The organism is Streptomyces albus subsp. albus (genome assembly GCF_000719865.1).
Taxonomy (GTDB): Bacteria; Actinomycetota; Actinomycetes; order Streptomycetales; family Streptomycetaceae; genus Streptomyces; species Streptomyces albus_E.
In genome coordinates, this window is record NZ_JOID01000001.1 from 202,005 (window position 1) to 227,564 (window position 25,560).

Annotated in this window: 19 protein-coding genes; 5 read left to right on the forward strand and 14 right to left on the reverse strand. The window is 75.4% G+C overall.

Going from position 1 to position 25,560, the window contains the following annotated elements:
• The first annotated feature begins 1 nt into the window (after window position 1).
• Window positions 2-1,414, forward strand: a complete 1,413-nt coding sequence (locus IF83_RS0100925) for a serine/threonine protein kinase (RefSeq protein ID WP_078843045.1) — start codon at window positions 2-4, stop codon at window positions 1,412-1,414.
• Between the two features lie 225 nt (window positions 1,415-1,639).
• Here the strand turns inward: IF83_RS0100925 and IF83_RS0100930 are convergent, their stop codons facing one another.
• The 8 genes from IF83_RS0100930 to IF83_RS0100965 all read right to left on the reverse strand — a co-directional run bounded on the left by IF83_RS0100930 (window position 1,640) and on the right by IF83_RS0100965 (window position 15,568).
• Entirely contained in the window at window positions 1,640-2,458 is an 819-nt protein-coding gene (locus IF83_RS0100930) for a TrmH family RNA methyltransferase (RefSeq protein WP_030542044.1), read from the reverse strand.
• A 207-nt stretch (window positions 2,459-2,665) separates the two neighbouring features.
• Window positions 2,666-3,979: a uroporphyrinogen-III C-methyltransferase gene (cobA, locus tag IF83_RS0100935; RefSeq protein ID WP_078843046.1), complete on the reverse strand. Its 1,314-nt coding sequence runs from the start codon at window positions 3,977-3,979 to the stop codon at window positions 2,666-2,668.
• A 790-nt stretch (window positions 3,980-4,769) separates the two neighbouring features.
• Window positions 4,770-10,277, reverse strand: coding sequence for a nicotinate-nucleotide--dimethylbenzimidazole phosphoribosyltransferase (gene cobT / locus IF83_RS0100940; protein WP_030542046.1), 5,508 nt, complete (start codon window positions 10,275-10,277; stop codon window positions 4,770-4,772).
• A 257-nt stretch (window positions 10,278-10,534) separates the two neighbouring features.
• Window positions 10,535-11,764 carry a precorrin-6y C5,15-methyltransferase (decarboxylating) subunit CbiE gene (gene cbiE, locus IF83_RS0100945; RefSeq protein ID WP_030542047.1) on the reverse strand — a complete coding sequence of 410 codons (1,230 nt, stop codon included), beginning with the start codon at window positions 11,762-11,764 and terminating at the stop codon, window positions 10,535-10,537.
• Window positions 11,765-11,900: 136 nt separating this feature from the next.
• On the reverse strand, window positions 11,901-12,536 hold the full coding sequence (locus tag IF83_RS0100950; RefSeq protein WP_030542048.1) for a GNAT family N-acetyltransferase: 636 nt from the start codon (window positions 12,534-12,536) through the stop codon (window positions 11,901-11,903).
• A gap of 208 nt (window positions 12,537-12,744) precedes the next feature.
• Entirely contained in the window at window positions 12,745-13,632 is an 888-nt protein-coding gene (locus IF83_RS0100955) for a MetQ/NlpA family ABC transporter substrate-binding protein (RefSeq protein WP_030542049.1), read from the reverse strand.
• A gap of 152 nt (window positions 13,633-13,784) precedes the next feature.
• Window positions 13,785-14,495 carry a methionine ABC transporter permease gene (locus IF83_RS0100960; RefSeq protein WP_030542050.1) on the reverse strand — a complete coding sequence of 237 codons (711 nt, stop codon included), beginning with the start codon at window positions 14,493-14,495 and terminating at the stop codon, window positions 13,785-13,787.
• On the reverse strand, window positions 14,492-15,568 hold the full coding sequence (locus tag IF83_RS0100965; protein WP_030542051.1) for a methionine ABC transporter ATP-binding protein: 1,077 nt from the start codon (window positions 15,566-15,568) through the stop codon (window positions 14,492-14,494). The genes IF83_RS0100960 and IF83_RS0100965 overlap by 4 nt, the downstream gene beginning before the upstream one ends.
• Before the next feature lie 630 nt (window positions 15,569-16,198).
• On the opposite strand from IF83_RS0100965, the gene IF83_RS0100970 reads away from it, so the two are divergent.
• Together IF83_RS0100970 and IF83_RS0100975 are read left to right on the forward strand one after the other, a co-directional pair.
• Window positions 16,199-16,570: a hypothetical protein gene (locus IF83_RS0100970; RefSeq protein ID WP_030542052.1), complete on the forward strand. Its 372-nt coding sequence runs from the start codon at window positions 16,199-16,201 to the stop codon at window positions 16,568-16,570.
• A 58-nt stretch (window positions 16,571-16,628) separates the two neighbouring features.
• Complete coding sequence (locus IF83_RS0100975; protein WP_394297295.1) at window positions 16,629-17,147, forward strand: hypothetical protein; 519 nt, start codon at window positions 16,629-16,631, stop codon at window positions 17,145-17,147.
• Window positions 17,148-17,291: 144 nt separating this feature from the next.
• On the opposite strand, the gene IF83_RS0100980 is transcribed toward IF83_RS0100975, so the two are convergent.
• From IF83_RS0100980 to IF83_RS0100990, 3 genes are all read right to left on the reverse strand, one after another.
• A complete protein-coding gene (locus IF83_RS0100980; protein ID WP_279617206.1) occupies window positions 17,292-17,819 on the reverse strand; it encodes a GNAT family N-acetyltransferase in 528 nt (175 codons plus the stop codon).
• A 90-nt stretch (window positions 17,820-17,909) separates the two neighbouring features.
• Window positions 17,910-18,482 carry a sigma-70 RNA polymerase sigma factor region 4 domain-containing protein gene (locus tag IF83_RS34225; RefSeq protein ID WP_030542055.1) on the reverse strand — a complete coding sequence of 191 codons (573 nt, stop codon included), beginning with the start codon at window positions 18,480-18,482 and terminating at the stop codon, window positions 17,910-17,912.
• Window positions 18,483-18,629: 147 nt separating this feature from the next.
• Window positions 18,630-19,850 (reverse strand): glycerophosphodiester phosphodiesterase, encoded by a 1,221-nt coding sequence (locus IF83_RS0100990; protein WP_078843048.1) that lies wholly within the window; start codon window positions 19,848-19,850, stop codon window positions 18,630-18,632.
• A 248-nt stretch (window positions 19,851-20,098) separates the two neighbouring features.
• Here IF83_RS0100990 and IF83_RS0100995 point away from each other — a divergent pair, with 248 nt between their 5' ends.
• Window positions 20,099-20,767, forward strand: a complete 669-nt coding sequence (locus tag IF83_RS0100995; RefSeq protein ID WP_030542057.1) for a lysophospholipid acyltransferase family protein — start codon at window positions 20,099-20,101, stop codon at window positions 20,765-20,767.
• Between the two features lie 117 nt (window positions 20,768-20,884).
• On the opposite strand, the gene IF83_RS0101000 is transcribed toward IF83_RS0100995, so the two are convergent.
• Window positions 20,885-21,253 carry a hypothetical protein gene (locus IF83_RS0101000; RefSeq protein ID WP_030542058.1) on the reverse strand — a complete coding sequence of 123 codons (369 nt, stop codon included), beginning with the start codon at window positions 21,251-21,253 and terminating at the stop codon, window positions 20,885-20,887.
• Between the two features lie 337 nt (window positions 21,254-21,590).
• Between IF83_RS0101000 and IF83_RS0101005 the strand changes: the two genes are divergently transcribed.
• On the forward strand, window positions 21,591-22,391 hold the full coding sequence (locus IF83_RS0101005) for an RNA-binding protein (RefSeq protein WP_030542059.1): 801 nt from the start codon (window positions 21,591-21,593) through the stop codon (window positions 22,389-22,391).
• A 152-nt stretch (window positions 22,392-22,543) separates the two neighbouring features.
• On the opposite strand, the gene argH is transcribed toward IF83_RS0101005, so the two are convergent.
• Both argH and IF83_RS0101015 read right to left on the reverse strand, forming a co-directional pair.
• Window positions 22,544-24,031 carry an argininosuccinate lyase gene (argH, locus tag IF83_RS0101010; RefSeq protein WP_030542060.1) on the reverse strand — a complete coding sequence of 496 codons (1,488 nt, stop codon included), beginning with the start codon at window positions 24,029-24,031 and terminating at the stop codon, window positions 22,544-22,546.
• 220 nt (window positions 24,032-24,251) lie between these two features.
• Window positions 24,252-25,448 (reverse strand): argininosuccinate synthase, encoded by a 1,197-nt coding sequence (locus IF83_RS0101015; RefSeq protein WP_030542061.1) that lies wholly within the window; start codon window positions 25,446-25,448, stop codon window positions 24,252-24,254.
• Window positions 25,449-25,560: the final 112 nt, after the last annotated feature.

A 25,560-nucleotide genomic window follows, 5' to 3' on the forward strand; every position in this document is an offset into this window, starting at 1 on the left:
CATGGCGATGATGCGGCTCCGGCGCGAGGACCCGCGTGTCGTCGGTTCGTTCAGGATTCACCGGCGGCTGGGCGCCGGCGGTATGGGCGTGGTGTACCTGGGCTCGGACAAGCGCGGCCAGCGGGTGGCGCTCAAGGTGATCCGGCCGGACCTGGCGGAGGATCAGGAGTTCCGGTCCCGTTTCGCGCGGGAGGTGTCCGCGGCCCGCCGGATCCGCGGCGGCTGCACGGCCCGGCTGGTGGCGGCCGATCTGGAGGCGGACCGGCCGTGGTTCGCCACCCAGTACGTGCCGGGGCCGTCGCTGCACGACAAGGTGGTCGAGGAGGGCCCGCTGTCGGCGGCCCGTACCGCCGCGGTCGGCGCGGCCCTCGCCGAAGGGCTGCTGGCCGTCCACGAGGCGGGCGTCGTGCACCGCGACCTGAAGCCCTCGAACATCCTGCTCTCCCCCAAAGGCCCGCGGATCATCGACTTCGGCATCGCCTGGGCGACCGGCGCCAGCACCCTGACCCATGTGGGGACGGCGGTCGGCTCCCCGGGCTTCCTGGCGCCCGAGCAGGTGCGCGGCGCGGCGGTCACGCCCGCGACCGACGTGTTCGCGCTGGGGGCCACGCTCGCCTACTGCGCGACCGCCGACTCGCCCTTCGGGCAGGGCAGTTCCGAGGTCATGCTCTACCGGGTGGTGCACGAGGAGCCGCAGCTGCACGGGGTGCACGACGCGCTCGCGCCGCTGATCCGGGCCTGTCTGGCCAAGGACCCCAAGGAGCGGCCGACGGCCCTCCAGCTCTCGCTGCGCCTGAAGGAGATCGCGGCGCGGGAGACGCACGGGCCGCTGCCGGACGCGCGGCCGGCGCCGTCCCGGCTCCCCGCCGACCGCCCCGGCGGCCGGCAGCACGGTGAGCGGCCCGGGGCCGAACACGCGCGGCAGCGCACGGAGCGGGACGGGGCCGGCACGGCGCCGGGCCCCTCGCGGACGCGCGGGTCCGCGCCGGCCCCGTCCCGCGGCGGCGCCCGCTCGGGGGCGCGGCCTGTGGGCAGGCGTGCGCCGGGTGGGCGGACGTCCCCGTCCCGCACGGGGCGCCGTACGGGCACACGGCCGCCGTCCCGGACGAACGGCACGGGGCGCCGGCCCGCGCCCGGCCCGGACCGGCGGCTGCTGCGGCAGCGGCTGGTGGTGTTCGTGACGGTGACGGTGCTGGTCGCGCTGGGGATCGCCGCGGCGCAGGGCTGCGAGGGACCGGCCCGGGGGCTGCCGGGGCCGACGGCACCGTTCGGCGCGGACTGGGCAACGGGCGGTGCCGGAACGGAAGAGGCCGGAACCGGGGGTGCCGGACGCGGCCCGGACGCGGGCGGGCCGCACCCGAGCGGCCACGTGAACGGGAGCGGCCGCGTGAGCGGCCCGGAGCGGATGGACTGAGCCGGGGGGACGGTGGCCGGAACGGCCGAGCCGGCGGGGAGGCCGCCGGGCGGTCCCGGGCTCGGCGGATGCCGTGCCCTGTCGGGGGCAGGTGCGGCGAGGCGACGCCGTCGCGGTCGCCGCCGAGCCCGAGGGTCGCGGAGGTGAGGATCACCGGCAGGCCGGCAAGGCGGCGGCCGGTCGGTCCGTGACGCCCCGTCCGGGGCCGGGTGCCGGTGGCGCCGGTCAGCCGGTGGGCCGCCCCGCCGCCACCGTGTAGAACGCCACGGCCGCCGCGGCGCCCACGTTCAGCGAGTCCACGCCGTGTGCCATCGGGATGCGCACCCACGTCCCGGCGGCCGCGAGCGCCTGCCGGGACAGTCCGGTGCCCTCCGCGCCCAGCATCAGCGCGACCCTGTCCATCCGGTGCGGTGCCGCCTCGTCGAGCGTCACGGCGCGCTCGTCGGGAGTCAGCGCGAGCAGTTCGAATCCGGCGGCGCGCACCGCCTCCAGCCCGCGCGGCCAGCCGTCCAGCCGGGCGTAGGGCACCGAGAAGACGGCGCCCATGGAGACCTTCACCGACCGCCGGTAGAGCGGATCGGCGCAGTCCGGGGAGAGCAGCACGGCGTCCATGCCGAGGGCCGCCGCGCTGCGGAAGACCGCCCCGATGTTGGTGTGGTCGTTGACGGCCTCCACGACGGCGACCCGGCGGGCGTCCGCCAGCAACTCCCCCGCCGCGGGCAGGGGTTTGCGGTGCAGGGAGGCGAGGGCGCCGCGGTGGACGTGGTACCCCGTCACGCGCTCGGCGAGGCCGGGGTCGACCACGTACACAGGGGCGGCCACGGCGTCGAGGACGTCGCGCAGCGCCTCGGCCCACTTGGCGGAGAGCAGCAGGGAGCGCATCGGGTAGCCGGCGGCGAGGGCCCGCCGGATCACCTTCTCGCCCTCAGCGATGAACAGGCCCTCCGCGGGCTCCCTGCGGCGCCGCAGTTCGACGTCGGTCAGGTCCGTGTAGTCGCGCAGCCGGGGGTCGCCGGGGTCGTCGACGGTGATGAGTTCAGCCACAGGGTGATACTGCCTTGTCCGGTGTTCTCGCCCAGAGGCCGGTCCGCCGGGCGGCGGGCGGCGGGCGGCGGGTGGAGGGCGCGGCGTACGGGGAGAGGGCGCGGGGCGCCGGTGTGCGGTCGGGGTCCGGAGCGCGGCGCCGGGATGCTCCGTCACGTGCGGAGCCGGCTCCCGCGGTGCGGGGTTCGCCCTCGGGGCTCGGCGCGGTCACCCCTCCCCGGTTCGCCGCCCGACCGTGACGACGTCGCCGATGACGATCACCGCGGGCGGCCGTACGCCCTCGTCGGTGACGCGTCGCGCCACCGTGGCCAGGGTCGCGTCCACCCGGCGCTGGGCGGCCGTGGTGCCCTCCTGGACGACGGCCACCGGCGTCTCGGGCGCGCGGCCGTGTGCGATCAGCGCCTCGGAGATCGGGCCGATCTTGTCGACGGCCATGAGCAGCACCAGCGTGCCGTGCAGCCGTGCCAGCGCCGCCCAGTCCACCAGCGAGCGCGGGTCGTCGGGGGAGACATGCCCGCTGACCACGGTGAACTCATGGGCGACGCCGCGGTGGGTGACGGGGATGCCCGCGGCCGCGGGCACGCTGATGGAGCTGGAGATGCCGGGAACGACGGTGCAGGGGATGCCGGCTTCGGCGAGTGCCTCGGCCTCCTCCATGCCACGCCCGAAGACGTACGGGTCGCCGCCCTTGAGGCGGACCACCGCCTTGCCCGCCTTGGCGTGCTCGATCAACGCGTTGTTGATGGCCTCCTGGGCCATGAACCGGCCGTAGGGGATCTTCGCCGCGTCGATCACCTCGACGTGCGGCGGGAGTTCGTCGAGGAGATCGCGGGGTCCGAGCCGGTCGGCGATGACGACGTCCGCCTCGGCGAGGAGCCGGCGGCCGCGGACGGTGATCAGATCCGGGTCGCCGGGGCCGCCGCCGACCAGGGCGACGCCGGGGGTGCGGGCGCGGTGGCGGGGCGCGGCGAGGGTGCCGTCCCGCAGGCCCTCGACGATGGCGTCGCGCACGGCGGCGGAGCGGCGCGGGTCCTGGCCGGTGAGCACGGCGACGGTCACGCCCTCGCTGCGGCCGGTGGCCGGGGTCCAGGCGGTGGCGGCCCCGGCGTCGTCGCTGCGAACGCACCACACCCGGCGGGACTCGGCCTCGGCGGAGGCGGCGGCGTTGGCGCCGGCGTCGTCGGTGGAGATCAGCGCGTACCAGGCGCCGTCGAGGTCGCCCTGCCGGTAGCGGCGGCGCTCCCAGCGGACCTCGCCGGCCGTGGCCATGGCCTCCACGGAGGGGGTGGCGGACGGCGAGATCAGCAGCACGTCCGCGCCGGCGGCGACCAGGCCGGGCAGCCGGCGCTGGGCGACCTGGCCGCCGCCGAGCACGACCACGCGGCGGCCGGCGAGGCGCAGGCCGACGGGGTAGGCGGCGGCCGGCGCGGATTCCGGCAGGGGTGCCGGCGCGGATCGCGGCGCGGGTTCCGGCGCGGGCGTGTGCGCGGGTTCCGGCCGGGCGTCGTCGTTTCGGGTCATGGCGGTGCGGCTCCTCGGGGCGGCAGGGGGCTGCGGGCCGCTACTGCGCTGGAGCGGCGGTCGGGGTGGTGCGGGGCGGGGGCGCCGGCCGTGCGTCCGGCGGCCGGTCCGCCGTGGTCCAGCCTAGAGTGCGGCGGATTACCGGGCTGTTTCGCGGCTCACTCCGGGCGGACCGGATGGGATGGGACGGGGCGGGGTGGTGCGGTCCGCGGTGCGGGTCCCGGGGTGCGCTTCGGTGTTCTGCGGCGCGGGGCGTGGGATGCGGGCGGTCGGAACTCCTTCCGGTCCGGTGGCTCTCGAATCGGTGGGCGCGGGCGGGGTGCGGGCCGGCCAGGGGGCCGGGTCCCGAGCGGTCCCGAACAGCGTTTCGCGGGACGGCCGTTCGGGGTCCGGGCCGGGCGGTGGGGGCCGGACCGGGCGGTCCGGCACCGGGCGGTCCGGCACCGGGCGGTCCGGCACCGGGCGGTCCGGCACCGGGCGCTCCGGTCCGGCTGACCGGACCGGCGGTTCCGGCCCGGCGGTTCCGGCCGTCCGGACCGGATCGCGTCCGCTCCGAGCCGGCTGACCGGACCGGAGCGGACGCGGTCCGGGCGTACCGTACCGGTCTCCGGCCACGGGCGGGACAGCGACCGGAGGGCCTGGCCCACGCGGATGCGGACCGGTTGCGGACCGGTGTGCGGACCGGTGTGCGGACCGGGCAGCGGGCCCGTCGCAGTCCCGCGCCCCGTTCCCGGGCCGGTCGCTCGGCCGCGCCCGGGGCTCGCCGGAAGCCGGGCCCGTGGCCGGGCGGCTAGGACTTCTCCGTGACGCCGGCCGAGTCGAACGTGGCCACTTCGTGCATCGCGCGGGCCGCGCTCTGCACCACCGGCAGGGCCAGCAGGGCGCCCGTGCCCTCGCCGAGCCGCAGATCGAGGTCGATCAGCGGCCGCAGTCCCAGCTTGGTGAGGGCCGCGACGTGGCCGGGTTCGGCGCTGCGGTGCCCCGCGATACAGGCGGCGAGCGACTCGGGGGCGATCGCCCGGGCGGCCAGCGCGGCCGCTCCGGCGCTCACCCCGTCCAGGATGACCGGGGTGCGCAGCGAGGCGCCGCCGAGGATCAGGCCCACCAGCGCGGCGTGCTCCAGGCCGCCGACCGCGGCGAGCACGCCGATCGGGTCCTCCGGGTCCGGCCGGTGCAGTTCCAGTCCGCGCCGTACGACCTCGACCTTGCGGGCGTGCGTCTCGTCGCTGATGCCGGTGCCGCGGCCGGTGACCTCGGCGGGGTCCTTCTCCGTGAAGACGGAGATCAGCGCGGCGGAGACGGTGGTGTTGGCGATGCCCATCTCACCGGTGAGGAGGGCCTTGTTGCCCGCGGCGACCAGATCGCGGGCGGTCTCGATGCCCACCTCGATCGCGCGCAGCACCTCCTCACGCTCCAGGGCGGGCCCGGCGGTGAAGTCCCCGGTGCCGGCCCGGATCTTCCGCGGGAGCAGGCCGGGCGTGGCCGGCAGGTCGCCGGTGACACCGACGTCGATCACACAGACCTCGGCACCGATCTGGCGCGCGAAGGCGTTGCACACGGCGCCCCCGCCGAGGAAGTTGGCGACCATCTGGGCCGTCACCTCCTGCGGCCACGGGGTGACGCCCTGGGCGTGGACCCCGTGGTCCCCGGCGAAGATCGCCACGACGGCCGGTTCCGGGATCGGCGGCGGGCACTTCCGGGAGAGCCCGCTGAGCTGGGCGGAGATGATCTCCAGCATGCCGAGGGCGCCGGCCGGCTTCGTCATCCGCTTCTGCCGCTCCCACGCCTCGCCGAGCGCCTTGGCGTCCAGCGGGCGGATGCCCTGCAGCGTCTCGGCGAGCAGGTCGTGCGGCTCCTCGCCGGGCAGGGCGCGGCGGCCGTACGTCTCCTCGTGCACCACCCAGGACAGCGGGCGCCGCTTGGACCAGCCGGCCTGCGCCAGTTCGGGTTCGGCCGGGAACTCGTCGACGTAGCCGACGCAGAGGTACGCGACGACCTCCAGGTGCTCCGGCAGGCCGAGGACGCGGACCATCTCCCGCTCGTCGAAGAAGCTCACCCAGCCGACGCCGAGGCCCTCGGCGCGCGCGGCGAGCCAGAGGTTCTCGACGGCGAGCGCCGAGGAGTACGGGGCCATCTGCGGCTGGGTGTGCCGGCCGAGGGTGTGCCGGCCGCCGCGGGTGGGGTCGGCCGTGACGACGATGTTGACGGGGGTGTCGAGGATCGCCTCGATCTTGAGTTCCTTGAACTGCTTCGCCCGTGCCTTGGGCAGCGACTTGGCGTACGCCTCGCGCTGGCGGACGGCGAGTTCGTGCATGGCCCGGCGGGTCTCGGCGGAGCGGATGACCACGAAGTCCCAGGGCTGGGAGTGGCCGACGCTGGGCGCGTGGTGGGCCGCCTCCAGGACCCGCAGCAGCACGTCGTGCGGCACGGGGTCCTTGCGGAAGCCATTGCGGATGTCGCGGCGCTCCCGCATGACGCGGAGGACGGCCTCACGCTCGGCGTCGCCGAAGCCGGGGGCCGGAGGGCCGGAGAGGGGCGCGGGCTGTGCGGTTCCGCCGGACCGGTCCGGCTCGCCGGACGGAGCGGACTCGTCCGGCCGTTCCGTGCTCGCGGCTGCCTCGGGGCTCGCCGCCGGCGCTGCGTCGGCGTCCGGCGCGGACGCGGGGGCGCCGGCTCGCGGGGCGGACCGGGCGGAGAGGAGCCGGTCGGCGAGGGCGATACCGGGGTCGGGGGCGAGGTCGGCGTCGGAAATGGGAGTGGCTCCGGTGGGGGTCGCGGCGGGGGACGGGACGGTGGCGGGGGCAGGGGTGGTGATGAGGCCGGTCTCCGCGGTGGCGGGGTGTGGCCCGGGGGTCGTCATCTCCGCGGCGGCAGCGGCCGGTCCGGGCTCGGAGGAGCCGGGAGCGGAGGAGCCGGCGCCCGTCGGTCCGGAGACAGCCGGTTCGGAGGCGGGCTCCGTCGCGGGCGTGCCGTCCTCCGGCGCGGGTTCGGCGGCGCCGTCCGCGGCCGGCCCCGCCGGGGCGGCTTCCGGCTCGGAGTCGGGCAGTTCGGTGACCGGCTGTTCGGCGGCCCCGGGCTCGACCGCTTCCGGCTCGGCGGCTGTCGGCTCGGCGGCCCCGGGATCGGCAGCGGTCGGTTCGGCCACATCGGGCCCGGCAGCCGCCGGGTCGGCGGTCTCGGCGCCGGTCTCTGCCGCACTCGGTTCGGCGAGCTCTGCCCGGCTCCCGGCAGCGCCGGGTTCTTCCGTCCGGGCCCCGGGCATGTCCGGTCCGGTCGTGTCCGCCTGAACGGCGTGAGGCTCGACGCCATCCGGCTGGGCGGTACCAGGCTCGGCGGCGTTCGACTCGTCGGTGCCGGGCTCGGCGGCGTCCGGCTCGGCGGTACCGGGCTGGGCAACGTCCAGCTCGGCGGTGCCGGGCTCGGCGGCGTCCGGTGCGGCGGTACCGGGCTGGGCTTCGTCCGGCCCGGCGGCACCGGGCTGGGCGGCGTCCAGCTCGGTACCAAGCTCGGCGGCATCGAGCTGGGCGGCACCGGGCGCGGCGGCGTCCGGCTGGGCGGCGTTCGACTCGACGGTCCCGGGCTGGGCTTCGTCCGGCTCGACGGTGCCGGGCTGGGCTGCCTCCGGCTCGGCGGTACCGGACCCGGCGGTATCCGGCTCGACTGCACCGGGCGCGGCGGCGCCCGGCTGGGCGGCGTCCGGCTCGACGGTGCCGGGCTGGGCTGCCTCCGGCTCGGCGGTACCGGACCCGGCGGTATCCGGCTCGACCGCACCGGGCTCGGCCGCGTCCGGCTGGGCGGCGTTCAACTCGGCGGCGTCCGGTGCGGCGTTCTCCGGGGCCGGGGCGGGCGTATTGGCCTCCGGCGCGGACGGAGCCGTGTCGGGCCCGTCCGCCTGAGCGTCAGCGGCATCCGCTCCGGCGCCGGACTCCGCCTCGGCCCCTGTGCCCGGTCCGGCAGCCGGCTCGCCGGAAGCGGCGGCTCCGCCGGCCTCCGGCTGTCCGCCGGGCGGGAGGGCGGCCTCGCCCGCGGCCGGTCCGGATCCGGCATCGGCCGGCGCCGTGGCGGAGGCGTCGCCGGCTGCCGACGCGGCGTCCGCCGGCTGCGCGCCGGGGGTGTCCCCCGGAGTCGGCCCGCAGTCGGCGGGTGCGGCCTGCGCTTCCTGCGCTTCCTGCGCTTCCTGCGCGATGGTCTCAACTGCCGCTTCCTGTGCGGCGTCCGAGGGCTGGGCGGCCTGCGTCGCGGACTCGACGGCCGTGTCGGCCGGGGCGGCGGCGTCGTCCGCGCTCTCCGGGCCCCGCGGCGCGGCGGCCGACTCCGCTTCCGGAGTGGCGGCCGGCGCGGTCTCCCCGGCTTCCGGAGCCGGGTCGGTCTCCGGAAGAGGCTGTACCGCCTCCGTGGCACCGTCCTTCGGCTGTCCGTGCCCGGGCTCGGCTGCGGCGGCGCGGGCCACCCGGCGCCGCCGGCCCGTTCCTGCGGCGATCTTCACGGGCCGCTCCTCCGCCCCGGTCTCTTCGGCACCGGGCCCGGCGACGGCGACGGCCACGGCGACCGCCACGGGGGCGTCCGGCCCTTCGGCGGCCTCCGGTGAACTGCCGTCACCGACCGGCCCGGCGGGCCCGGTCTCCGCACCGGCCGGTGCGTCCGCGGCCACCGGGTCCTGCGGTGAAGCCGGCGCGGCACGGCGCCGGCCGCGCCGGCCCCGGCTCGCGGCCGGCTGCGGGGCCTCCTCGGCGGAGGCGGTGGACTCGGTGGGCGCGGATGACACGGCCGCTGCCGTGTCCGGGCTGCCCGCGCCGGGGCCCGGTACTTCCGCCGCCGCCTCCGGAGGCTCGGGGGTCCCAGAGGTCTCCGGGCCGCCGGGGCCGCCGTCCGGCACCGGTCCGGCGGGGACGGTGAGTTCGGCCGCGGCCGGCTCGGGAGCGGGCTGCCCGGCGCTGCCGGCGGGCGCTTCCGGCTCGGCCTCGGGGGCGGTCTCCCCCGTTTCGGAGGCGTCCTCGGCGAGCGGCGTGAGTCGGTCCGCGCCGCCGGCCGCGCCCGTCTCCGGGGTCACGGCCGTCTCCGGGGCCGTGGCTACCGTGTCCGCGGCCGGCATGTCCGCGGCCGGGGCCGGGGCCGTCTCCGTTCCGTCCGCCGCGGCGGGGTCCTGCCCGCCGTCCGTGCCGGGTTCCCCGGGCACCGACGGCGCGGGCTGGACGGCGGCCGCGGACTGGGCCACCTCGGGGGGCAGCGGGGCGGCAGCACCTGAGGCACCCTCGCCGGCGCCGGGAACGGCAGCAGTACCGGCAGCGGTGCCGGCATCCGCATCGGCGGTGCCCGCCTCGGCCGGCGCGGCCGTCGTCGGCCCGGGGACGGTGGCCGCGGGCGAGGGGTTCGACGGGGCGTCCGTGCCGGCCGGCCGCGCCGACCGGGGCCCGTGCTGCGTCGGGATCTCGCCGAGCTGCGGGCCCGGGAGCGTGGCGGACGGCTGCTGCGCGTACGCCGGGATGTCCACCGGTGGCTGCTGCTGCGGTACGCGGGCCCGCGCGGGGGCGGGCGCCATTCCGGGGAACTGCCGGGTGGGAGCGCCCGCGGGGCCCCGGTCGGCGAGGGAGCGGACGACTCCGCCCGTCGTGCCGCCCGCCTCGGGGACCGGGGGACCCGGGTGGAGCGGCCGCCGGACGGGCGTCTGCGGCGGTGCGGCGGCGGCCGGTCCGGACAACGGCTGCTTGCTGAACGGCTGTTCGGAGGCGGGGTGCGGGATGTACGGCTGCTGCTGGTGCTCGTACGGCCGGCGCTCCTGCGGCTGCTGCTCCCGCGGCAGCTGCCCGAACGGCTGCTCTCCGTGCGGTTGCTGCTCGTAGGGCTGCTGCTGCTCGTAGGGCTGCTGCTGCTCGTAGGGCTGCTGCTGCTCGTACGGCCCGGGCGCAGGCGCGTACGGGGCGGCCGGTCCGGTCTCCGGCTGCGGCAGCGGTCCCGTCAGGGGGTCGGGCAGGGGATCGGTCAGCGGGTCGTACGCGGGCTGCTCGCTCCAGGCGCCCTGGGCGCCGGGCATGAGCAGCATGTCGTCGCCGCCGGCGGGGGCCGCCGGCTCCGCGGGGCCGGGGTAGGCGTACCCGGTGCCGGAGACATCCTGGTGGAAGGAGGAGTCCTGGTGGTACGAGGGGTCCGACTGGTACGAGGGTTCCGACTGGTACACGGGACCCGGCTGGAACGAGGGGTCGCCCGCGGAGTCGCCGGGAGCCGCGTGGTGCGGTGTCCCCTGCTGTCCGCCGGCGTTCTCCGGCAGCCCCTCGTCCGGGATCCGGCCGGTGTCAGTCATGCGTACCCCTCGCCCATCGATAGTGCTCCATCGACCCGCCCGCCCGGCGCGCCCGACCGCGACGCGAAGGCCGCTCATGGGATGGAACGAGCGTCCGCGCCGGTCGGTACGTCACACGTCCCCCGAGCTCCGTACCGAGCGCTCGAAACGCATGGTGCGTTCCGGGTATTGACGAACGAAGTGCCGAACGTCGCTGCGTCACAACAGTCCGCCAGCCTACCTGGCGCGGACGTCCCGCACGGCACGGGTGGACAAGCTCAGAGCGGCCGGCCGATCCTGTGCCCGCACAGGAAAAAGCCCACGTCACGCTGGCGTTCGGCCCATCCGGAGTCCTGCGACGTGTCCAACTCCACAGTCTGGATCAACGCGCATTCGACGCCGTATCCGCCGTCGGTGAGAGCGCGGCCGACGGCCTCCGCCTCGTCCCGGGTCCTGGCGTGCGTGACGATGCGCTCGGGCCGCCGGGCGGCGCAGGCCGCGACGACCGCGGCCCCCCCGCCGCCGATCCGGATGGTGTCCGGTTCGGGCAGATCCTCCAGGATGTGCGGCGCCGTGCCGTGCACGGTCTGGATCTGCACGCCGTAGCGGCGGGCGTTGTCGCCGGCGACGACGAGGGCCCCGGGATCCTCGTCGACGGCGATGACGGCGGCACCGAGCCGGGCCGCCTCGACCGCGGCCGCGCCGCTGCCGCAGCCGATGTCCCAGACGAGGTCGCCGACGCGCGGCCCCAGCCGGGCGAGTTGGGCGGCCCGGAGCTGCGGGGTCTCCGCCTCGGAGAGGACGCCGCCGTAGCCCTGGGCGGGCAGCGCCCAGCCGCGGGGCCCGGTGGCCAGGGCGGTGTCGCCGCCGGCCAGCCAGGCGTCCTGCTGGGTGACCGGGGAGGTGAAGCCGCCGATGGACAGCACGACGTTGGGGTCGCGCCAGGTGTGGTCGGCGACCTTGTCCGAGGTGAGGACGGTGACCCGCTCCCGGTCGGTGCCCAGCTCCTCACAGATGACGAAGGTGCGGTGCACCGGGCCGAGCAGCAGGGCGAGTTCGGCCGGGCCCGCGCCGGGCGCCGTGAGCACGGCGACCTTGCTGTGGGCGCGGCAGACGTTGACGGCCCGGCGCAGATCCCGGCTGTGCGCGGTGACGATCCGCGCGTCGTCCCAGGCCATGCCGGCGCGCGCGAAGGCGGCGGCGACGGACGAGACGGCGGGCACCACCTCGACCTCCAGGCCGTGTTCGGGGGCGCGGAGGGTGCGGACGACGCCGAAGAAGCCGGGGTCGCCGTCGGCGAGCACGACGGCGGTGCCGCGGTGGCCGACGATGCGGCGGGCGGCGAGATCGAGGCTGCCGAGCCTGATCCGCTCGGCGGCGGACGGCACTTCGGGCAGGGCCAGATGGTGCGGCGCGCCGGCGACGAGGGTGGCGGCTCCGAGGGCGGAGCGGGCGGCGGCGGTCAGCGGTGAGCCGTCCCATCCGATCACCGTGACCCGGTCGGCCATCGTCGTCAGTCTCCTGGGAAAGTCGCGCGCGGAGCCCGCGGGGGTGGGCGGGCAGGGTGAGGGTACCCCGGTGCGCCCGGGGCACCGCGCGCCGGGGCCGCCGCTTGCGGCCGGGGGCGGGGTGGCGCCGGGCGCGTCAGTTCCAGTCGGCGTACGCGGCCCGGTCCCCCTGCGCCGTCTCCTCGTCGAGGTCGTCCAGGTCCTCGGGGAGCAGGCTCCAGACGATCAGGTCGGTGCGGATGTCCGTCCAGCCGCCGTCCTCGGTGCGGGTGCGGGCTATCCAGGCGTTGCGGAGCACGCCCTCGCTGATGCAGCCGGTCTTCTGCGCGACCTGCTGGGAGGCGGTGTTGTCGGCGGCGGTGCGCAGTTCGAGCCGTTCGAAGCCCTGGTGGCGGAAGAGCCACTGGGCGACGGCGCGCACCGCCTCGCTGGCGTAGCCCTCGCCGCGGGCCCAGGGCGCGGTGACGTAGCCGATCTCGGTGGAGCGGCAGCGCCAGTTGGTGTTGCGCAGGTGGACGGAGCCGACCAGCCGCTGGGTGAGGAACTCGGCGACGGCGAAGACGATGCCGCGGCCCTCGCTGCGCTCGGCGGGGGCGGCGCGGCCGGCCCAGTCGCGGGCGTCGTCCAGGGTGTACGGGTGGGGGGCGGAGGTCCAGGCCGTGACGAGTTCGTCGTTCATCATGTCCGCGAGGGCGGGCACGTCACCCTCCTCGAACGGGCGCAGCACCAGGCGGTCGGTGCTGATCGTGATGTCCGGGAAAGTGGGGGTCATGGGCCGCTCCGGGTCCGGGGTCGCTGGACAGCCCAGCATGCAGCATCGGCGCGGTCCGGCGCAGCGCCGGGTGGTGCGGAGGGGGCGGACGGGACGGCCGCGGGCCCCGCGCGGTGGCGGGGCCCGCGGCCCGGGGACGGGCCCGGAGGCCGGTCCGGGGGCCGGTCCGGGGGCCGGTCCGGGGGCCGGTCCGGAGTGGGACCCGCGGTCAGGAGGTGACGGCTCCGAAGGCGGGGAGCACGGAGCCCTCGAACCGCTTTTCGATGAAGGCCTTGACCTCGTCGGAGTTGAGGAGCCGGGCGAGCTTCTCGACGCGCGGGTCGTCCTCGTTGCCCTTCTTCACGGCGAGGAAGTTGGCGTACGGGTTGCCCTCGGCCTTCTCCAGGACGAGCGCGTCCTTCGCGGGCTTGAGCCCGGCGCCGATGGCGTAATTGCCGTTGATCACGGCGGCGTCGACGTCACCGAGCCGGGTGGGGATCTGGGCGGCCTCCAGCTCCTTGAACTCCAGGCCCTTGTCGTCGGTGACGTCGCCGAGGGTGGCGTCGCTGCCGGTGCCGTCCTTGAGTTCGATGGCGCCGTGGTCGGCGAGGAGCTTGAGGGCGCGGCCCTCGTTGGTGGCGTCGTCGGGCAGGGCGACGGTGTGGCCGGGCTTCAGGTCCTTGATCCCGTCCAGCTGCTCGGCGTAGAGGCCCAGCGGCTCGATCTCGACGTTGACGACGGGCACGATGTGGGTGCCCTTCTGCTCGTTGAAGTCGTCGAGGTAGGGCTTGTGCTGGAAGAAGTTGGCGTCGACCTCGCCGCTCTCGGTGGCGGTGTTGGGGAGGACGTAGTCGTCGAACTCCTTGATCTCCAGCTCGAGTCCGGCGTCGGCGGCCAGCTCCTCCTTGACGTGGTTCAGGATGTCGCCGTGCGGGGTGGGGGTGGCGGCGACGACGAGCGGGGCGTCCGCGGCGGAGTCGCCGCCGGAGCCGCTGCCGGCGTCGGAGGGGGCCGAGCAGGCGCCGAGGCCCAGGGTGAGGGCCGCGGCGGCGACCGCGGTCGCGGACTTCGCGGCGGTGCGCTTGGCGGTGGTGGGCCTGCGACGGGTGGTGTTCAGCGGGGTACGCACGAAGAGTGCCTTTCTTGCGGGTGGTTCCGCCCGGCAAAGGGTCCGGGCTCGGGGTCCGGCTCCGCCCGGTGTGAAGGGGGCGGGCCGGGGGTTCGGGTGGGCCGCGCGGGGCGGCCGGGGGTGGCGCCGGGGCGCGGGGGTCAGCGGCGCGCCGCGCGGAGCCGCCGCGTCCGGACCGGTCCGGCTCCGGAGCGGCCGCGCCGGGCCAGGCCGCGCACCACGAGGTCGCCGGCCAGCTGCACGGCGCTGACCAGGACGATGAGCAGCACCACGGTGATGAGCATGAGGTCGGTCTCGAACCGCTGGTAGCCGTAGGTCTTGGCGAGGTTGCCCAGCCCGCCGCCGCCGACCGCGCCGGCCATGGCCGAGTAGCCGATGAGGGCGATCACCGTGGTGGTGAGGCCGGCGACGAGGGACGGCAGCGCCTGCGGCAGCAGCGCCTTGCGGACCACGGTCCAGGTCGATCCGCCCATCGCCTGCACGGCCTCGACGAGCCCGCCGTCCACCTCGCGGACGGCGGTTTCCACCAGCCGGGCGAAGAACGGGACGGCGCTGACGGCCAGCGGGACGACGGCCGCCGTGGGGCCGATGGAGGTGCCGACCACCAGCGTGCTGAACGGGATCAGCGCGATCATGAGGATGAAGAACGGCAGTGAGCGGCCGACGTTGACGACGGCGCCGATCACCTTGTTGACGGGACCGTTGCGCAGCAGGCCCCCCTCACCGGTGAGCACCAGCAGCACGCCCAGCGGCAGCCCGCCGAGGACCGCGTAGACGGTGGACCAGCCGACCATGTAGAGGGTGTCGAGCGTGGCGGCGTACAGCAGCGGCTGCATCTCGGACCAGGTCACCGGGCACCTCCGCGCACCAGCAGCCCGGCGGCGGTCCCGCTGGTCCCCTCGGCCTCCGGGGTGCCCGGGGCGCGCACGATCTCGATGCCCAGTCCCTGTTCGCGCAGATATCCGATCGGCACGACGTTCTCCTCGAAGGCTCCGGGCAGTTCGATCCGCATCCGGCCGATCTGGCGGCCGGCGACGGTGTCCATCGCGGCGCCCAGGACGGTGACGTCGACGTTGTACGTCCGGGCGAGCCGGGAGATCACCGGCTGGGTGGCGCTCTCGCCGTGGAAGGTGACGTCCACGACGGTCCGGTTCTCGCCGGACGCCTGGCCGGCCACCGGGAAGAGCTCCCGGGCCAGTTCGGAGCCGGGGGTGGCGAGCAGTTCCGGCACGGTGCCGGACTCCGTGATCCGGCCCTCGCGCATCAGGGCCGCGGAGTCGCAGACGGCCTTGACGACGTCCATCTCGTGGGTGATGAGGAGGATCGTCAGCCCGAGCTGCCGGTTGAGGTCGCGGAGCAGCTGGAGCACGGAGCGGGTGGTCTCGGGGTCGAGCGCGGAGGTCGCCTCGTCGGAGAGCAGCACCTTCGGGTCGCCGGCCAGGGCGCGGGCGATGCCGACGCGCTGCTTCTGGCCGCCGGAGAGCTGCGCCGGGTAGGAGCGCGCCTTGTCGGCGAGGCCGACCAGGTCGAGCAGGTCGAGGGCCTTGCGCTCGCGTTCCCGGCCGGAGAGCCCGAGGATCTCCAGCGGCAGTTCGACATTGGCCCGGACGGTGCGCGAGGAGAGCAGGTTGAAGTGCTGGAAGACCATGCCGATCCGGGTCCGGGCCCGGCGCAGTTCCGCGCCGGCGCGGGGGCCGCGCCCGGCGAGCGCGGTGAGGTCCCGGCCGTCGACGGTGACCGTGCCGGAGGTGGGCCGTTCCAGCAGGTTGACGCAGCGGATGAGGGTGGACTTGCCGGCGCCGCTCCGGCCGAGGACGCCGTACACCTCCCCCTCGCGGACGTGCAGGCCGACACCGTCCAGGGCGGTGGTCTCCCGGCCGTCCCGGGAGCGGTAGACCTTCGTCAGGTCCTTGGTGGTGATCACAGCGGAATCCGTCACTTTCGAGCGCTCGGCACACGGGGGCGCCGGCACGGGACATACGGGTACAGGGCGGGCCGCGGCCACCGGAGGGGGCACGGCCCGGCCGCGTCACCGCCAGGGCGTCCGGGCGCGGCCGGACGGGGCGGTCATGACGCGGGGCGTCGCGGCACGGTGCGCCCGGCGGACCGGGACGGCACGGCGGCACGGGGGCTCGCTTCGGGGCGCGAGAAGCGGAGAGGGGCCCTCAGGGGCGACACATTCGACACATGCGGCGAGCACCGGGCGTCTGGATCGCCTCGGTCGCGGTGATGCGGCTGCTCGTCGTGGTCATGCGCCCCAGTTAAACAGACACCGACGCCGAACGATCACAACTATCCACATGATGGACAACGCCGATCGGATCGTGGACATCACGGCAGACCGGCCGTACCAGCGGAAACCCCCGTGGCCACTGGGCAGACGGGCCCGCCGGCACTCCGGGCGCCGCCTCCGGCTGTGGCTGATGCCACGCTGTGACGGCTGGTCCGGGGGCGGGCGCGGGGGGCCGGGGCGGGCGCATTACAGTCGTGCCATGCCTCTCCACCCGCCCGGCCGCCCGCAGAGCGGCCCGTGCCACCGCCGGAGGCGGTACCGGTGATCACCGCTCTGACGCTCGCGGTCTCCGCGGCCGCTCTCGCGCTCGCCGCCTGGTGCGGCTTCGCGGCCTATCGCGATCAGCCCACCAAGGACTGGCACTTCATCGGGATGGCCGTGGTGAGCGTGCTCGCCCTGGCCCAACTGGCCGTCGGCATCGTCCGCTTGGCGGGCGGCGACCGGCCGGAGGGCGGCACCGGGATCTTCCTCGCCTATCTGCTGGGCGCGGGCGCGGCCGTGCCCGCCGCCGGGTTCCTGTCCCTGGCCGAGCGGACCCGCTGGGGCTCGGTGACGGTGGCGGCCGGAGCGCTGGTCCTGGCCGTGCTCGAGGTGCGGCTGCACGACATCTGGGGAGGCGGCCCCGGTGCCTGAGACGACCCCGGACACGGCGAGCCCGGACGCGGCAGCCCCGGACACGGCGGTCTCGGACGTGTCGGCGCAGGGCGTCACGGTCCCCGGCGCCCCCGGCTCCGCGGCTCCCGGCACCACGGGCACGGCGGCTCCGGACACCACGGCCCGGCCCGGCCCCGCCGCTCCCCCGGCGGCCCCCGCCGGGGGCCGCCTCCGGCTCGGCACCGGCCCGGGCCGGCTGTTCGTCCTGCTCTACGGCGTCTTCACCGTCGGCGCCGCCTCGCGCGCCGCCGCCGAGATCCTGATGAAGTTCGACGAGGCCCCGCTCGCCTACGTGCTCTCCGCGGCCGCCGCCTGCGTCTACGCCGTCATCCTCTTCTCCCTCGTACGGGGCGGCGAGCGCGCCCGGCGGATCGGGCAGATCTGCTGCGGACTCGAACTGACGGGCGTACTGGCCGTCGGCACCTGGACCCTGGTGGACCCCTCGGCCTTCCCCGACGCCACCGTCTGGTCCGACTACGGCATGGGGTACCTCTTCCTGCCGCTGGTGATGCCCGTGGCGGCCCTGTTCTGGCTGCGCGCCGCGCGCCGCGCCTGACCGCGTACGGCCGGACGCACCAGAGGGCCCTGCACGGAGAGCATGAGGTACGGACGCCCGGACATGCGGCGGGGCCGGCCGTCACGGCGTGCACCGTGCCGGCCGGCCCCGTCCCGCGGAGCCGCCCCGGAGGGCCGCCCCGGATCAGGCGCTGGCGACCAGGCTGCCGACCTCGGCGCCCTTCTCCAGGGTCACCAGGCTCAGCCCGCGCGAGATCTGCTCGGTGCCGACCGGCGCGTAGCCGCAGCGCCGGTAGAGCCGCAGATTGCCCTCGCTGCGGTGTCCGGTGAGGAGGCGGTAACGCTTGGCCTCCGACTCCTCGGCCAGCCGTGTCTCGATCGCGGCGAGCAGCCGCCCGCCGAGGCCGTGCCGCTGCATCCGCGGATGGACGATGAGTTTGGCGATGCCCGCGGTGCCGTCGGCGTCCACCATCCCGCGGACGGACCCGACGACCTCCGTGCCGAGCCGGGCCACGAGCACCACGCTCCGGCCCAGTTCGGCACGGAGGTCGTCCAGGGTCTGGGTCAGCGGCTGGATGCCGTAGTCGCCGTACAGCTCCGCCTCGCGCTGGTAGCAGAGGTACTGGAGTTTGAGGATCTGCTCGGCGTCCTCATCGGTCGCCGCAGAGATGGTCACGCTCATGCCCATACGCGCACGCCTCCCCTTTCGAATCGCCCGGGCGCGAGCTGAGGGTGGGGCGCCCGGGCCGGATGCCCTGACCGGAACGGCAAACGGATTCGCCGCGTCCATGGCTCCGGTCGGCTAACGCTCCCTTCCCCGAAGTCCGGGAGCCGCAACCTCCGCCGTGAGCATTCTGCGCAGACATCCCAGGCACCGGGAACGAATCGGCCCGAGACTTCCTTGTGAGATACCCAACGCGCCTGCGATTTCCCGGTACGTCGGGTCGTACGGGGACAGCATCGCGGCCAGCAGCCCGGGGCACCGGCCGGGCAGCCGGCGCACCGCGCTCCACAGTTCGCGGCGCTCCTCGGCCGCCAGCACCCGCTCCTCCACACCGGACGGTCCGGCCGCGCGGACCCGGCCGGCGGCGCCCGGCTCCCCGCCGTCCACCGTCGCGTACGGCACCTCCCGGCGGGCCCGGAGCCGGGCCCCGTGCCCCTCGCTGCGGACGGCGTCCCGCAGCCACTCCGCCACCGCCACCGCCGGCTCCGGCTCCGGCCGCGGCGGCGCACCGTCCTCCCTGCACTGCTCCAGCAGCCGCAGCCAGACGCCCTGTTCGAGGTCGGCGGCCTCCACGGCGGTGCCGTGGGCCTCGGCCGCCGCCTCGGCGGCGAGCAGCGGACGCAGCCGGAGAAGCAGGTCACTGAGTGTCATGCCGTCCGGGACACCCGGGGGATGCAGGATGGTTTCGCCTGTCCCCCGAACTCACCCGTCCGTGTCGCCGGAGCCGCCGCCCCTGACGCCGCCGCTTGACGCGAGCCGCCGACGCGGGGCCCGGCCGCGAGCCGGGCCCCGCCGGAATCAGTCCCGCAGGAAGTCCTCGCGCGCGAGGAGGGCGGTGTCGGGGTTGTCGGTGAAGATCCCGTCGATGCCGGTCGCGAAGTAGGCGCGGTAGGCGCCGAAGGCGTCCCCGTACGCGGCCGGGTCGGTCCCGCGTCGGAAGTCGGCGGGCAGGAAGGTGTTCTCGTTCCGCATCGTGTACGGGTGCAGGACGAGCCCGGCGCGGTGCGCGTCCTCGACGAGCGCGGTGGGGGCGCCCAGCTTTCCGTCGGCGCCCTTGGGGATCACCAGGTCGAGGAGCGGGCCGATGCCCTGCGCGAAGCCGGCGATCCACGCCAGCCCCTCGGGGGTGACGAGATCGGCCACGGTCCGCGGGTCACCGGCCTCCCGGAAGTCCCAGGGGCGGTCGTCGGCGGTCCACAGCAGCACGACCCGCGGCGTGGAGACCAGCCGGCTCATCCGCTCCATGCTGGTCGGCTCGAAGGACTGCAGGAAGAGAGGCGCGTTCTCCCGGTGCCGCCCGTACCGGCGCAGAAGCTTCGCCAGCCGCTCCTCCAGGCCGAGGCCGATCCCCCGGAAGTAACTGGGGTGCTTGGTCTCGACGTGCAGCCAGACCGGGCGGCCCCGGCGGCGGCCCTCGCGGTCGGCCCACTGGAGCACCTCCTCGAAGGAGGGGACCTCCCAGCGGCCGTCGTAGAGGGTGTTGTGCGGGCGGACCGCCGGGATGCGCTCCGTCGCGCGCAGGGTCTTCAGCTCGGCCAGGGTGAAGTCCTCGGTGAACCAGCCGGTGAGCTCCGTGCCGTCGACGGTCTTGGTGGTCTTCCGGGCGGCGAACTCGGGATGCTCGGCGACATCGGTGGTGCCGGTGATGTCGTTCTCGTGGCGGCAGACCAGATGGCCGTCACGGGTGGGCACGAGATCCTGCTCGATGACGTCCGCGCCCATGTCGAGGGCGAACTGATAGGCGCCGAGAGTGTGTTCGGGCCGGTAGCCGCTGGCGCCGCGGTGCGCGACGACGGCGGGCACCGGCAGGCCCCGGCCCGGGCCCCGGCCGCCCTTGCCGGCGGCGGCCGGCGCCGTGCCGGCCGTGTCCGCCGCGGCCGCCGTGCCCGCCGCGCCCAGGACGGCCGCGCCCGCACCGAGGGCCGCGGCCCCCAGGAGTGCGCGGCGGCCCGGCCCGTGCTCCGGCGACTGCTCCTGTCTCCGCGCCTGCGAACGCGACTGCGACGGCGACTGCTCCATGAGGCCCCCTGTTTCTTGTTGTGAACCTGCCCGACAACCGGGGGTGATCGTAGGCGGCTATACCTGTCCCACGGGAGGCCGCAAGCCGAACACGGGGCGAACACACTCGGACGCGCCGCGTCCGCGAGCCGGACCGATGTGCGTCTCCGGCGGCCTCGCGAGTACCGTACTCACCTGCAGACTCCCGCGATGCGGAAACTTCCCGCGCGCTGTCTCGGCCGACGACCAGGACCAGACCGGAGGGCCCGTTGTCCCGTATTGCGCTCAAAGCGCTTCTCGGATTGCTCGTGCGCGTCCTGTTCCGCCCCCGTGTCGAGGGGGTGGAGAACGTCCCCGCGACCGGACCGGTCATCCTCGCCGGGAACCACGTCACGTTCATCGACTCGCTGTTCCTCGCCCTGGTCATGAAGCGCCAGGTCTTCTTCATCGGCAAGGACGAGTACGTCACCGGCAAGGGGATCAAGGGCCGGCTGATGGCCTGGTTCTTCGGGACGTCCGGCATGATCCCCGTGGACCGCGACGGCGGACACGGCGGCGTCGCCGCGCTGATGACCGGCCGCCGGCTGCTGGAGGAGGGCAAGGCGTTCGGGATCTACCCGGAGGGCACCCGCTCCCCCGACGGCCGGCTGTACCGGGGCCGCACCGGCGTCTCCCGGCTCACGCTGATGACGGGCGCGCCCGTGGTCCCGTTCGCGATGATCGGCACCGACAAGGTCCAGCCCGGCGGCAAGGGCATGCCCCGGATCGCGCCGGTGACCGTCCGCTTCGGCGCGCCGCTGGACTTCTCCCGCTACGAGGGGATGGACCGTGACCGCTATGTGCTGCGGGCGGTGACCGACGAGGTGATGAGCGAGGTCATGCGGCTCTCCGGCCAGGAGTACGTGGACATGTACGCCACCAAGGCGAAGGCGGCCTGACCACCCCGGCCCAGCGCGATGGACGGCGGCCCCCGGCGGAAGTGCCCGCCGGGGGCCGCCGTCCATCGTTCGCCCGTTCCCGTGCGCATGCGCGCTCGGGCTCCGGTCCGCCGGCTGTCAGCAGTGGATGTACCGCAGGTAGTAGTGGGTGGCGAAGTCGCCCCGGGTGTCGATGGTGAAGTGCTTGCTCTTGCCCTTGGGTCCGACCCAGGGACCGTCGAAGTACCAGCCCTTCTGCGTCTTCACCCGCACATACGGGCAGCGGCCGTCGGCGCGGGTGTCCTTGACCGTGCCGTGGACCTTCGATCCGCAGCGCCGCCCGTTGGCGTAGCCCTCGCGGGACTTGACGGACCAGTTGTAGCAGGGGGCGTTCTCGGCTGCCGGGGCGGACGAAGCGGCCGGAGCGGCCGGAGCGGCCGAGGCGGTGCCGTGCACGGGCACCGCGAGCAGCGCGAGCGCGGCCAGCGCGATGAGCGGCTTTCGCATGACATGACTCCCTTGTGTCGGGTTGCGCCGGGTTGCGGCCGTCACGACTGTGAGCCCCGTACAGGGACACGCAGGGCGGTTCGCCGGAAAATCACCCGACCGGGGAGCGGCTCCGGGGGCACGGGCCCGACAGCGGACACACCTGGGTGCGCCGGGGTGCGCCGGGGCGGCCGGGCCGGGCGCCGCCGATCGGAGCAGCGGGACGTCGCCGGATCGGAGCAGCCGGGAGAGCGCCGGGGCCGGTGCGTGACTAGCGTCCTGTCCCATACGCCGGTCCGCTCCGCCGGTCCTCCCACCACAGGCCCGGCACCCCCGGCCCGGCCGAGAGGATGTCCCGATGCGCCTCGCCGCCCTCGTCGTCACGCTGGCCGCCGTCACGGCGACCGGCCTCCCCGCAGCGCACCCGGCCGCCGCGGAGGAGCAGCGGACCCGCCACCTGGCCGGTGCCTCACCGCAGGCGCGGCACCGGGCGCCGGCACCGGCGCGCACGGCGGCCCCCGCGGCCGTCCTCCCGCGGACCGTCCGGTGGCTGCTGGAGTCCGACGACTCCTTCCGGGAGCGCTACCGCGAGGATCACTCCCCGGCCGCCCGCCGGCTCGCCGCCCGCACCCTGCGAGCCATCGAGAGCGGGCTGATCGCCACGCACCTCCCGCGCGGCGCGCACATCCCCGAGGTCCCGCCGATGACGGTCTGGCGGGCCCACGACGACGGCTCGCGCGTCGCGCGCGTCGCCTACACGGGGACGGCCGTCCCGCCCAGCGGCATCGCCGTCCACTACGACGCGGCGGGCCGCCTCACCGGCACCGTCGAGCACGTCTTCGAGGAGCGCGGTGAGACCCAGGGCCGGGTCGCCGTGTGGCGGGACGGGCGGCAGGTGCTGGACGGCTTCGTGGAGCACACCCCCGAACCCTCTTCCTGGTCCGAGCGGTTCACCGACTGCACGGCGGACCGGGACGTGCCCGGCTGGGTCGTCCAGGCACTCGCCGAGAGCGGAGCCCCGGACGCCGGGTCGCGGACCGGTACGGGACAGGGGGCGGGCGCCGGCGGCACGGGGCGGGCCGCTCGGCCCGGCGGTTTCCGGGTGCCCTTCGCGGACACGCTCCTGCTCTGCTCCCGGCAGGCCGACCGGACCGGCTGAGGCGACGCGACATCACCGGCCGGCCGGTGCCTCCGCCGGACAGAGCGGAGTGCCCCGCGCGGACACGCGGGGCACTCCGGGGAACGCGGGGCGGCGGGCCGCTGGACGCTCCGGCAGCGCCGGCACCGGCCGGCCCGGATCTGCGGCCCGGATCAGCCCTCCGGGGAGCTCGCCTCGGCCATGGCCTCCGCCGTCGCCTTCGCCGTGGCCCACTGCTGCTGCACGGCCAGGTCGGCCTTCACCCCGGCGAGCTGCACGGCCACCGCCTCCGGCGCCGTACCGCCGCGGCCGTTGCGGGCCGCCAGGGCGCCCGGCACATTGAGCACACTCCGCACCTCGGGGGCGAGGTGCGGGGAGATCTTGGCGAACTGCTCGTCCGTGAGCTGGTCCAGCTCGATGCCGTTCCGCTCGCACTCCTGGACGCACTCGCCCGCCACCTCGTGCGCCACCCGGAACGGCACACCCCGCTTGACGAGCCATTCGGCGATGTCGGTGGCGAGCGAGAAACCGGCCGGGGCCAGCTCCTCCATCCGCTCCCGGTTGACGGTGAGGGTCGCCATCATGCCGGTGAAGGCAGGGAGCAGGACCTCCAGGGTGTCGCAGGAGTCGAAGACGGGCTCCTTGTCCTCCTGCAGGTCCCGGTTGTACGCGAGCGGCAGCGCCTTCAGGGTGGCGAGCAGCCCGGTGAGGTTACCGATCAGCCGGCCGGACTTGCCGCGCGCCAGCTCGGCGATATCCGGGTTCTTCTTCTGCGGCATGATCGACGAGCCGGTGGAGAAGGCGTCGTGGAGGGTCACGAAGGAGAACTCCTTCGTGTTCCAGATGATGATCTCCTCCGCGATCCGCGAGAGGTCGACGCCGATCATCGCCGTGATGAAGGCGAACTCGGCGACGAAGTCGCGGGAGGCCGTGCCGTCGATGGAGTTGGCCGAGGAGCCGTGCTCGAACCCCAGGTCGGCGGCCACCGCCTCCGGGTCCAGGCCGAGCGAGGAGCCGGCCAGCGCGCCCGATCCGTACGGCGAGACGGCCGTGCGGTCGTCCCACTGCCGCAGCCGCTCGGCGTCCCGCGAGAGCGCCTGGACGTGGGCGAGGACGTGGTGCGCGAAGAGGACGGGCTGGGCGTGCTGGAGGTGGGTGCGGCCGGGCATGGCCACGTCCGGGTGCGCCTCGGCCAGCCCGACGAGGGCCTCCTGGAGTTCGGCGAGCAGTCCGCCGATGATGCGGGCGTGGTCCCGCAGGTACATCCGGAAGAGCGTCGCGATCTGGTCGTTGCGGGACCGGCCGGCCCGCAGCTTGCCGCCCAGCTCGGGGCCGAGCCGCTCCAGCAGGCCGCGCTCCAGGGCGGTGTGCACGTCCTCGTCGGCGACGGTGCCGGTGAACGAGCCGTCGGCGACGTCCGCCTCCAGCCGGTCCAGCCCTTCCAGCATCCGGGCCAGCTCGTCGTCGGTGAGCAGCCCGGCCGAGCGCAGCACGCGGGCGTGGGCGCGGGAGCCCGCGATGTCGTACGGGGCGAGCCGCCAGTCGAAGTGGACGGATGCCGACAGCTGGGCCAGGGCCTCCGCCGGCCCGGAGGCGAAGCGGCCGCCCCACAGCCGGACGCCGCCGCCGTCCGGGGTCGGCTGCTGCTGGCCGTTGGTCATCGGTGCTCCTCGTGCGCGCTGAGACTGATGTGCCGGTCGTCGCCGGTTCGGTGCCGGTCATGGCGGCGGTGCCCGTCATACCGGTGATACGGGCCGCCTCCGCGACCCGGGGCGGGGCGCGGAGGCGGTGGTGTCCTGCTGTGGTGCCGCCGCGCGCTGCCGCGCGGCCGGGCCCCCGCCCGTACGGTACGGGACCGTACGGGCCGTCGGGGTGCGCCGGTTACTGGGCGAGGTCCCGCTTGGCGGCGATCTTGGAGCTCATGCCGAAGAGCTCGATGAAGCCCTTGGAGAGCGACTGGTCGAAGGTGTCGCCGGTGTCGTAGGTGGCGAGGTTGAAGTCGTAGAGCGAGGACTCCGAGCGCCGGCCGGTGACGACGGCCCGGCCGCCGTGCAGGGTCATCCGGATGTCGCCGGAGACGTGCTCGTTGGCCTCGTTGATGAAGCCGTCCAGCGCGCGCTTGAGCGGGGAGAACCACAGGCCGTCGTAGACCAGCTCGCTCCAGCGCTGCTCGACCTGCCGCTTGTAGCGGGCCAGTTCGCGCTCGACGGTGACGTTCTCCAGCTCCTGGTGGGCCGTGATCAGCGCGATGGCGCCGGGGGCCTCGTAGATCTCCCGGGACTTGATGCCCACGAGCCGGTCCTCGACCATGTCGATCCGGCCGACGCCCTGGGCCCCGGCGCGCTCGTTGAGCTGCTGGATCGCCTGGAGGACGGTGACGGGCTTGCCGTCGATGGCGACCGGGACGCCCTGCTTGAAGGTGATGATCACCTCGTCGGCCTCACGCGGGCCGGCCGGGTTGGAGGTGTACTCGTAGACGTCCTCGATCGGCGCGTTCCAGATGTCCTCCAGGAAGCCGGTCTCCACGGCGCGCCCGAAGACGTTCTGGTCGATGGAGTACGGCGACTTCTTGGTGGTCGCGATCGGGAGGTTCTTCTCCTCGCAGAAGGCGATGGCCTTGTCGCGGGTCATGGCGTAGTCCCGGACCGGGGCGATGCAGGTGAGCTCCGGGGCGAGGGAGGAGATGCCGGCCTCGAAGCGGACCTGGTCGTTGCCCTTGCCGGTGCAGCCGTGGGCGACGATGCCGGCGCCGTGCTTCTTCGCGGCGGCGACCAGGTGCTTGACGATGGTGGGCCGGGAGAGGGCGGAGACCAGCGGGTAGCGGTCCATGTAGAGGGCGTTGGCCTTGATCGCCGGGAGGCAGTACTCGTCGGCGAACTCCTCCTTGGCGTCCGCGACCTCCGCCTCGACGGCGCCGCACGCCAGCGCACGCTTGCGGATGACGTCCAGGTCCTCACCGCCCTGGCCGACGTCCACGGCGACGGCGATGACCTCGGCGCCCGTCTCCTCGGCGATCCAGCCGATGGCGACGGAGGTGTCAAGGCCGCCCGAGTAGGCGAGTACGACGCGCTCGGTCACGGGATTCTCCTTACGATGCATGCGCTGACAGGCATAAGTATGCACTGGACCGTATGTTTCGTCAACGCGCTCCGGGGGGATAGCGCGGCGGGCCCTTCGCGGGCCGTGGGCT

What these genes read in the sequence shown, in the direction of transcription:
- IF83_RS0100925 (WP_078843045.1), top strand. Translation starts at nt 2, where the DNA reads ATGGCGATGATGCGGCTCCGGCGCGAGGACCCGCGTGTCGTCGGTTCG.
- cobA (WP_078843046.1), bottom strand. Translation starts at nt 3,979, where the DNA reads ATGACCCGAAACGACGACGCCCGGCCGGAACCCGCGCACACGCCCGCG.
- cobT (WP_030542046.1), bottom strand. Translation starts at nt 10,277, where the DNA reads ATGACTGACACCGGCCGGATCCCGGACGAGGGGCTGCCGGAGAACGCC.
- cbiE (WP_030542047.1), bottom strand. Translation starts at nt 11,764, where the DNA reads ATGGCCGACCGGGTCACGGTGATCGGATGGGACGGCTCACCGCTGACC.
- IF83_RS0100950 (WP_030542048.1), bottom strand. Translation starts at nt 12,536, where the DNA reads ATGACCCCCACTTTCCCGGACATCACGATCAGCACCGACCGCCTGGTG.
- IF83_RS34225 (WP_030542055.1), bottom strand. Translation starts at nt 18,482, where the DNA reads ATGACACTCAGTGACCTGCTTCTCCGGCTGCGTCCGCTGCTCGCCGCC.
- IF83_RS0100990 (WP_078843048.1), bottom strand. Translation starts at nt 19,850, where the DNA reads ATGGAGCAGTCGCCGTCGCAGTCGCGTTCGCAGGCGCGGAGACAGGAG.
- IF83_RS0101000 (WP_030542058.1), bottom strand. Translation starts at nt 21,253, where the DNA reads ATGCGAAAGCCGCTCATCGCGCTGGCCGCGCTCGCGCTGCTCGCGGTG.
- IF83_RS0101005 (WP_030542059.1), top strand. Translation starts at nt 21,591, where the DNA reads ATGCGCCTCGCCGCCCTCGTCGTCACGCTGGCCGCCGTCACGGCGACC.
- argH (WP_030542060.1), bottom strand. Translation starts at nt 24,031, where the DNA reads ATGACCAACGGCCAGCAGCAGCCGACCCCGGACGGCGGCGGCGTCCGG.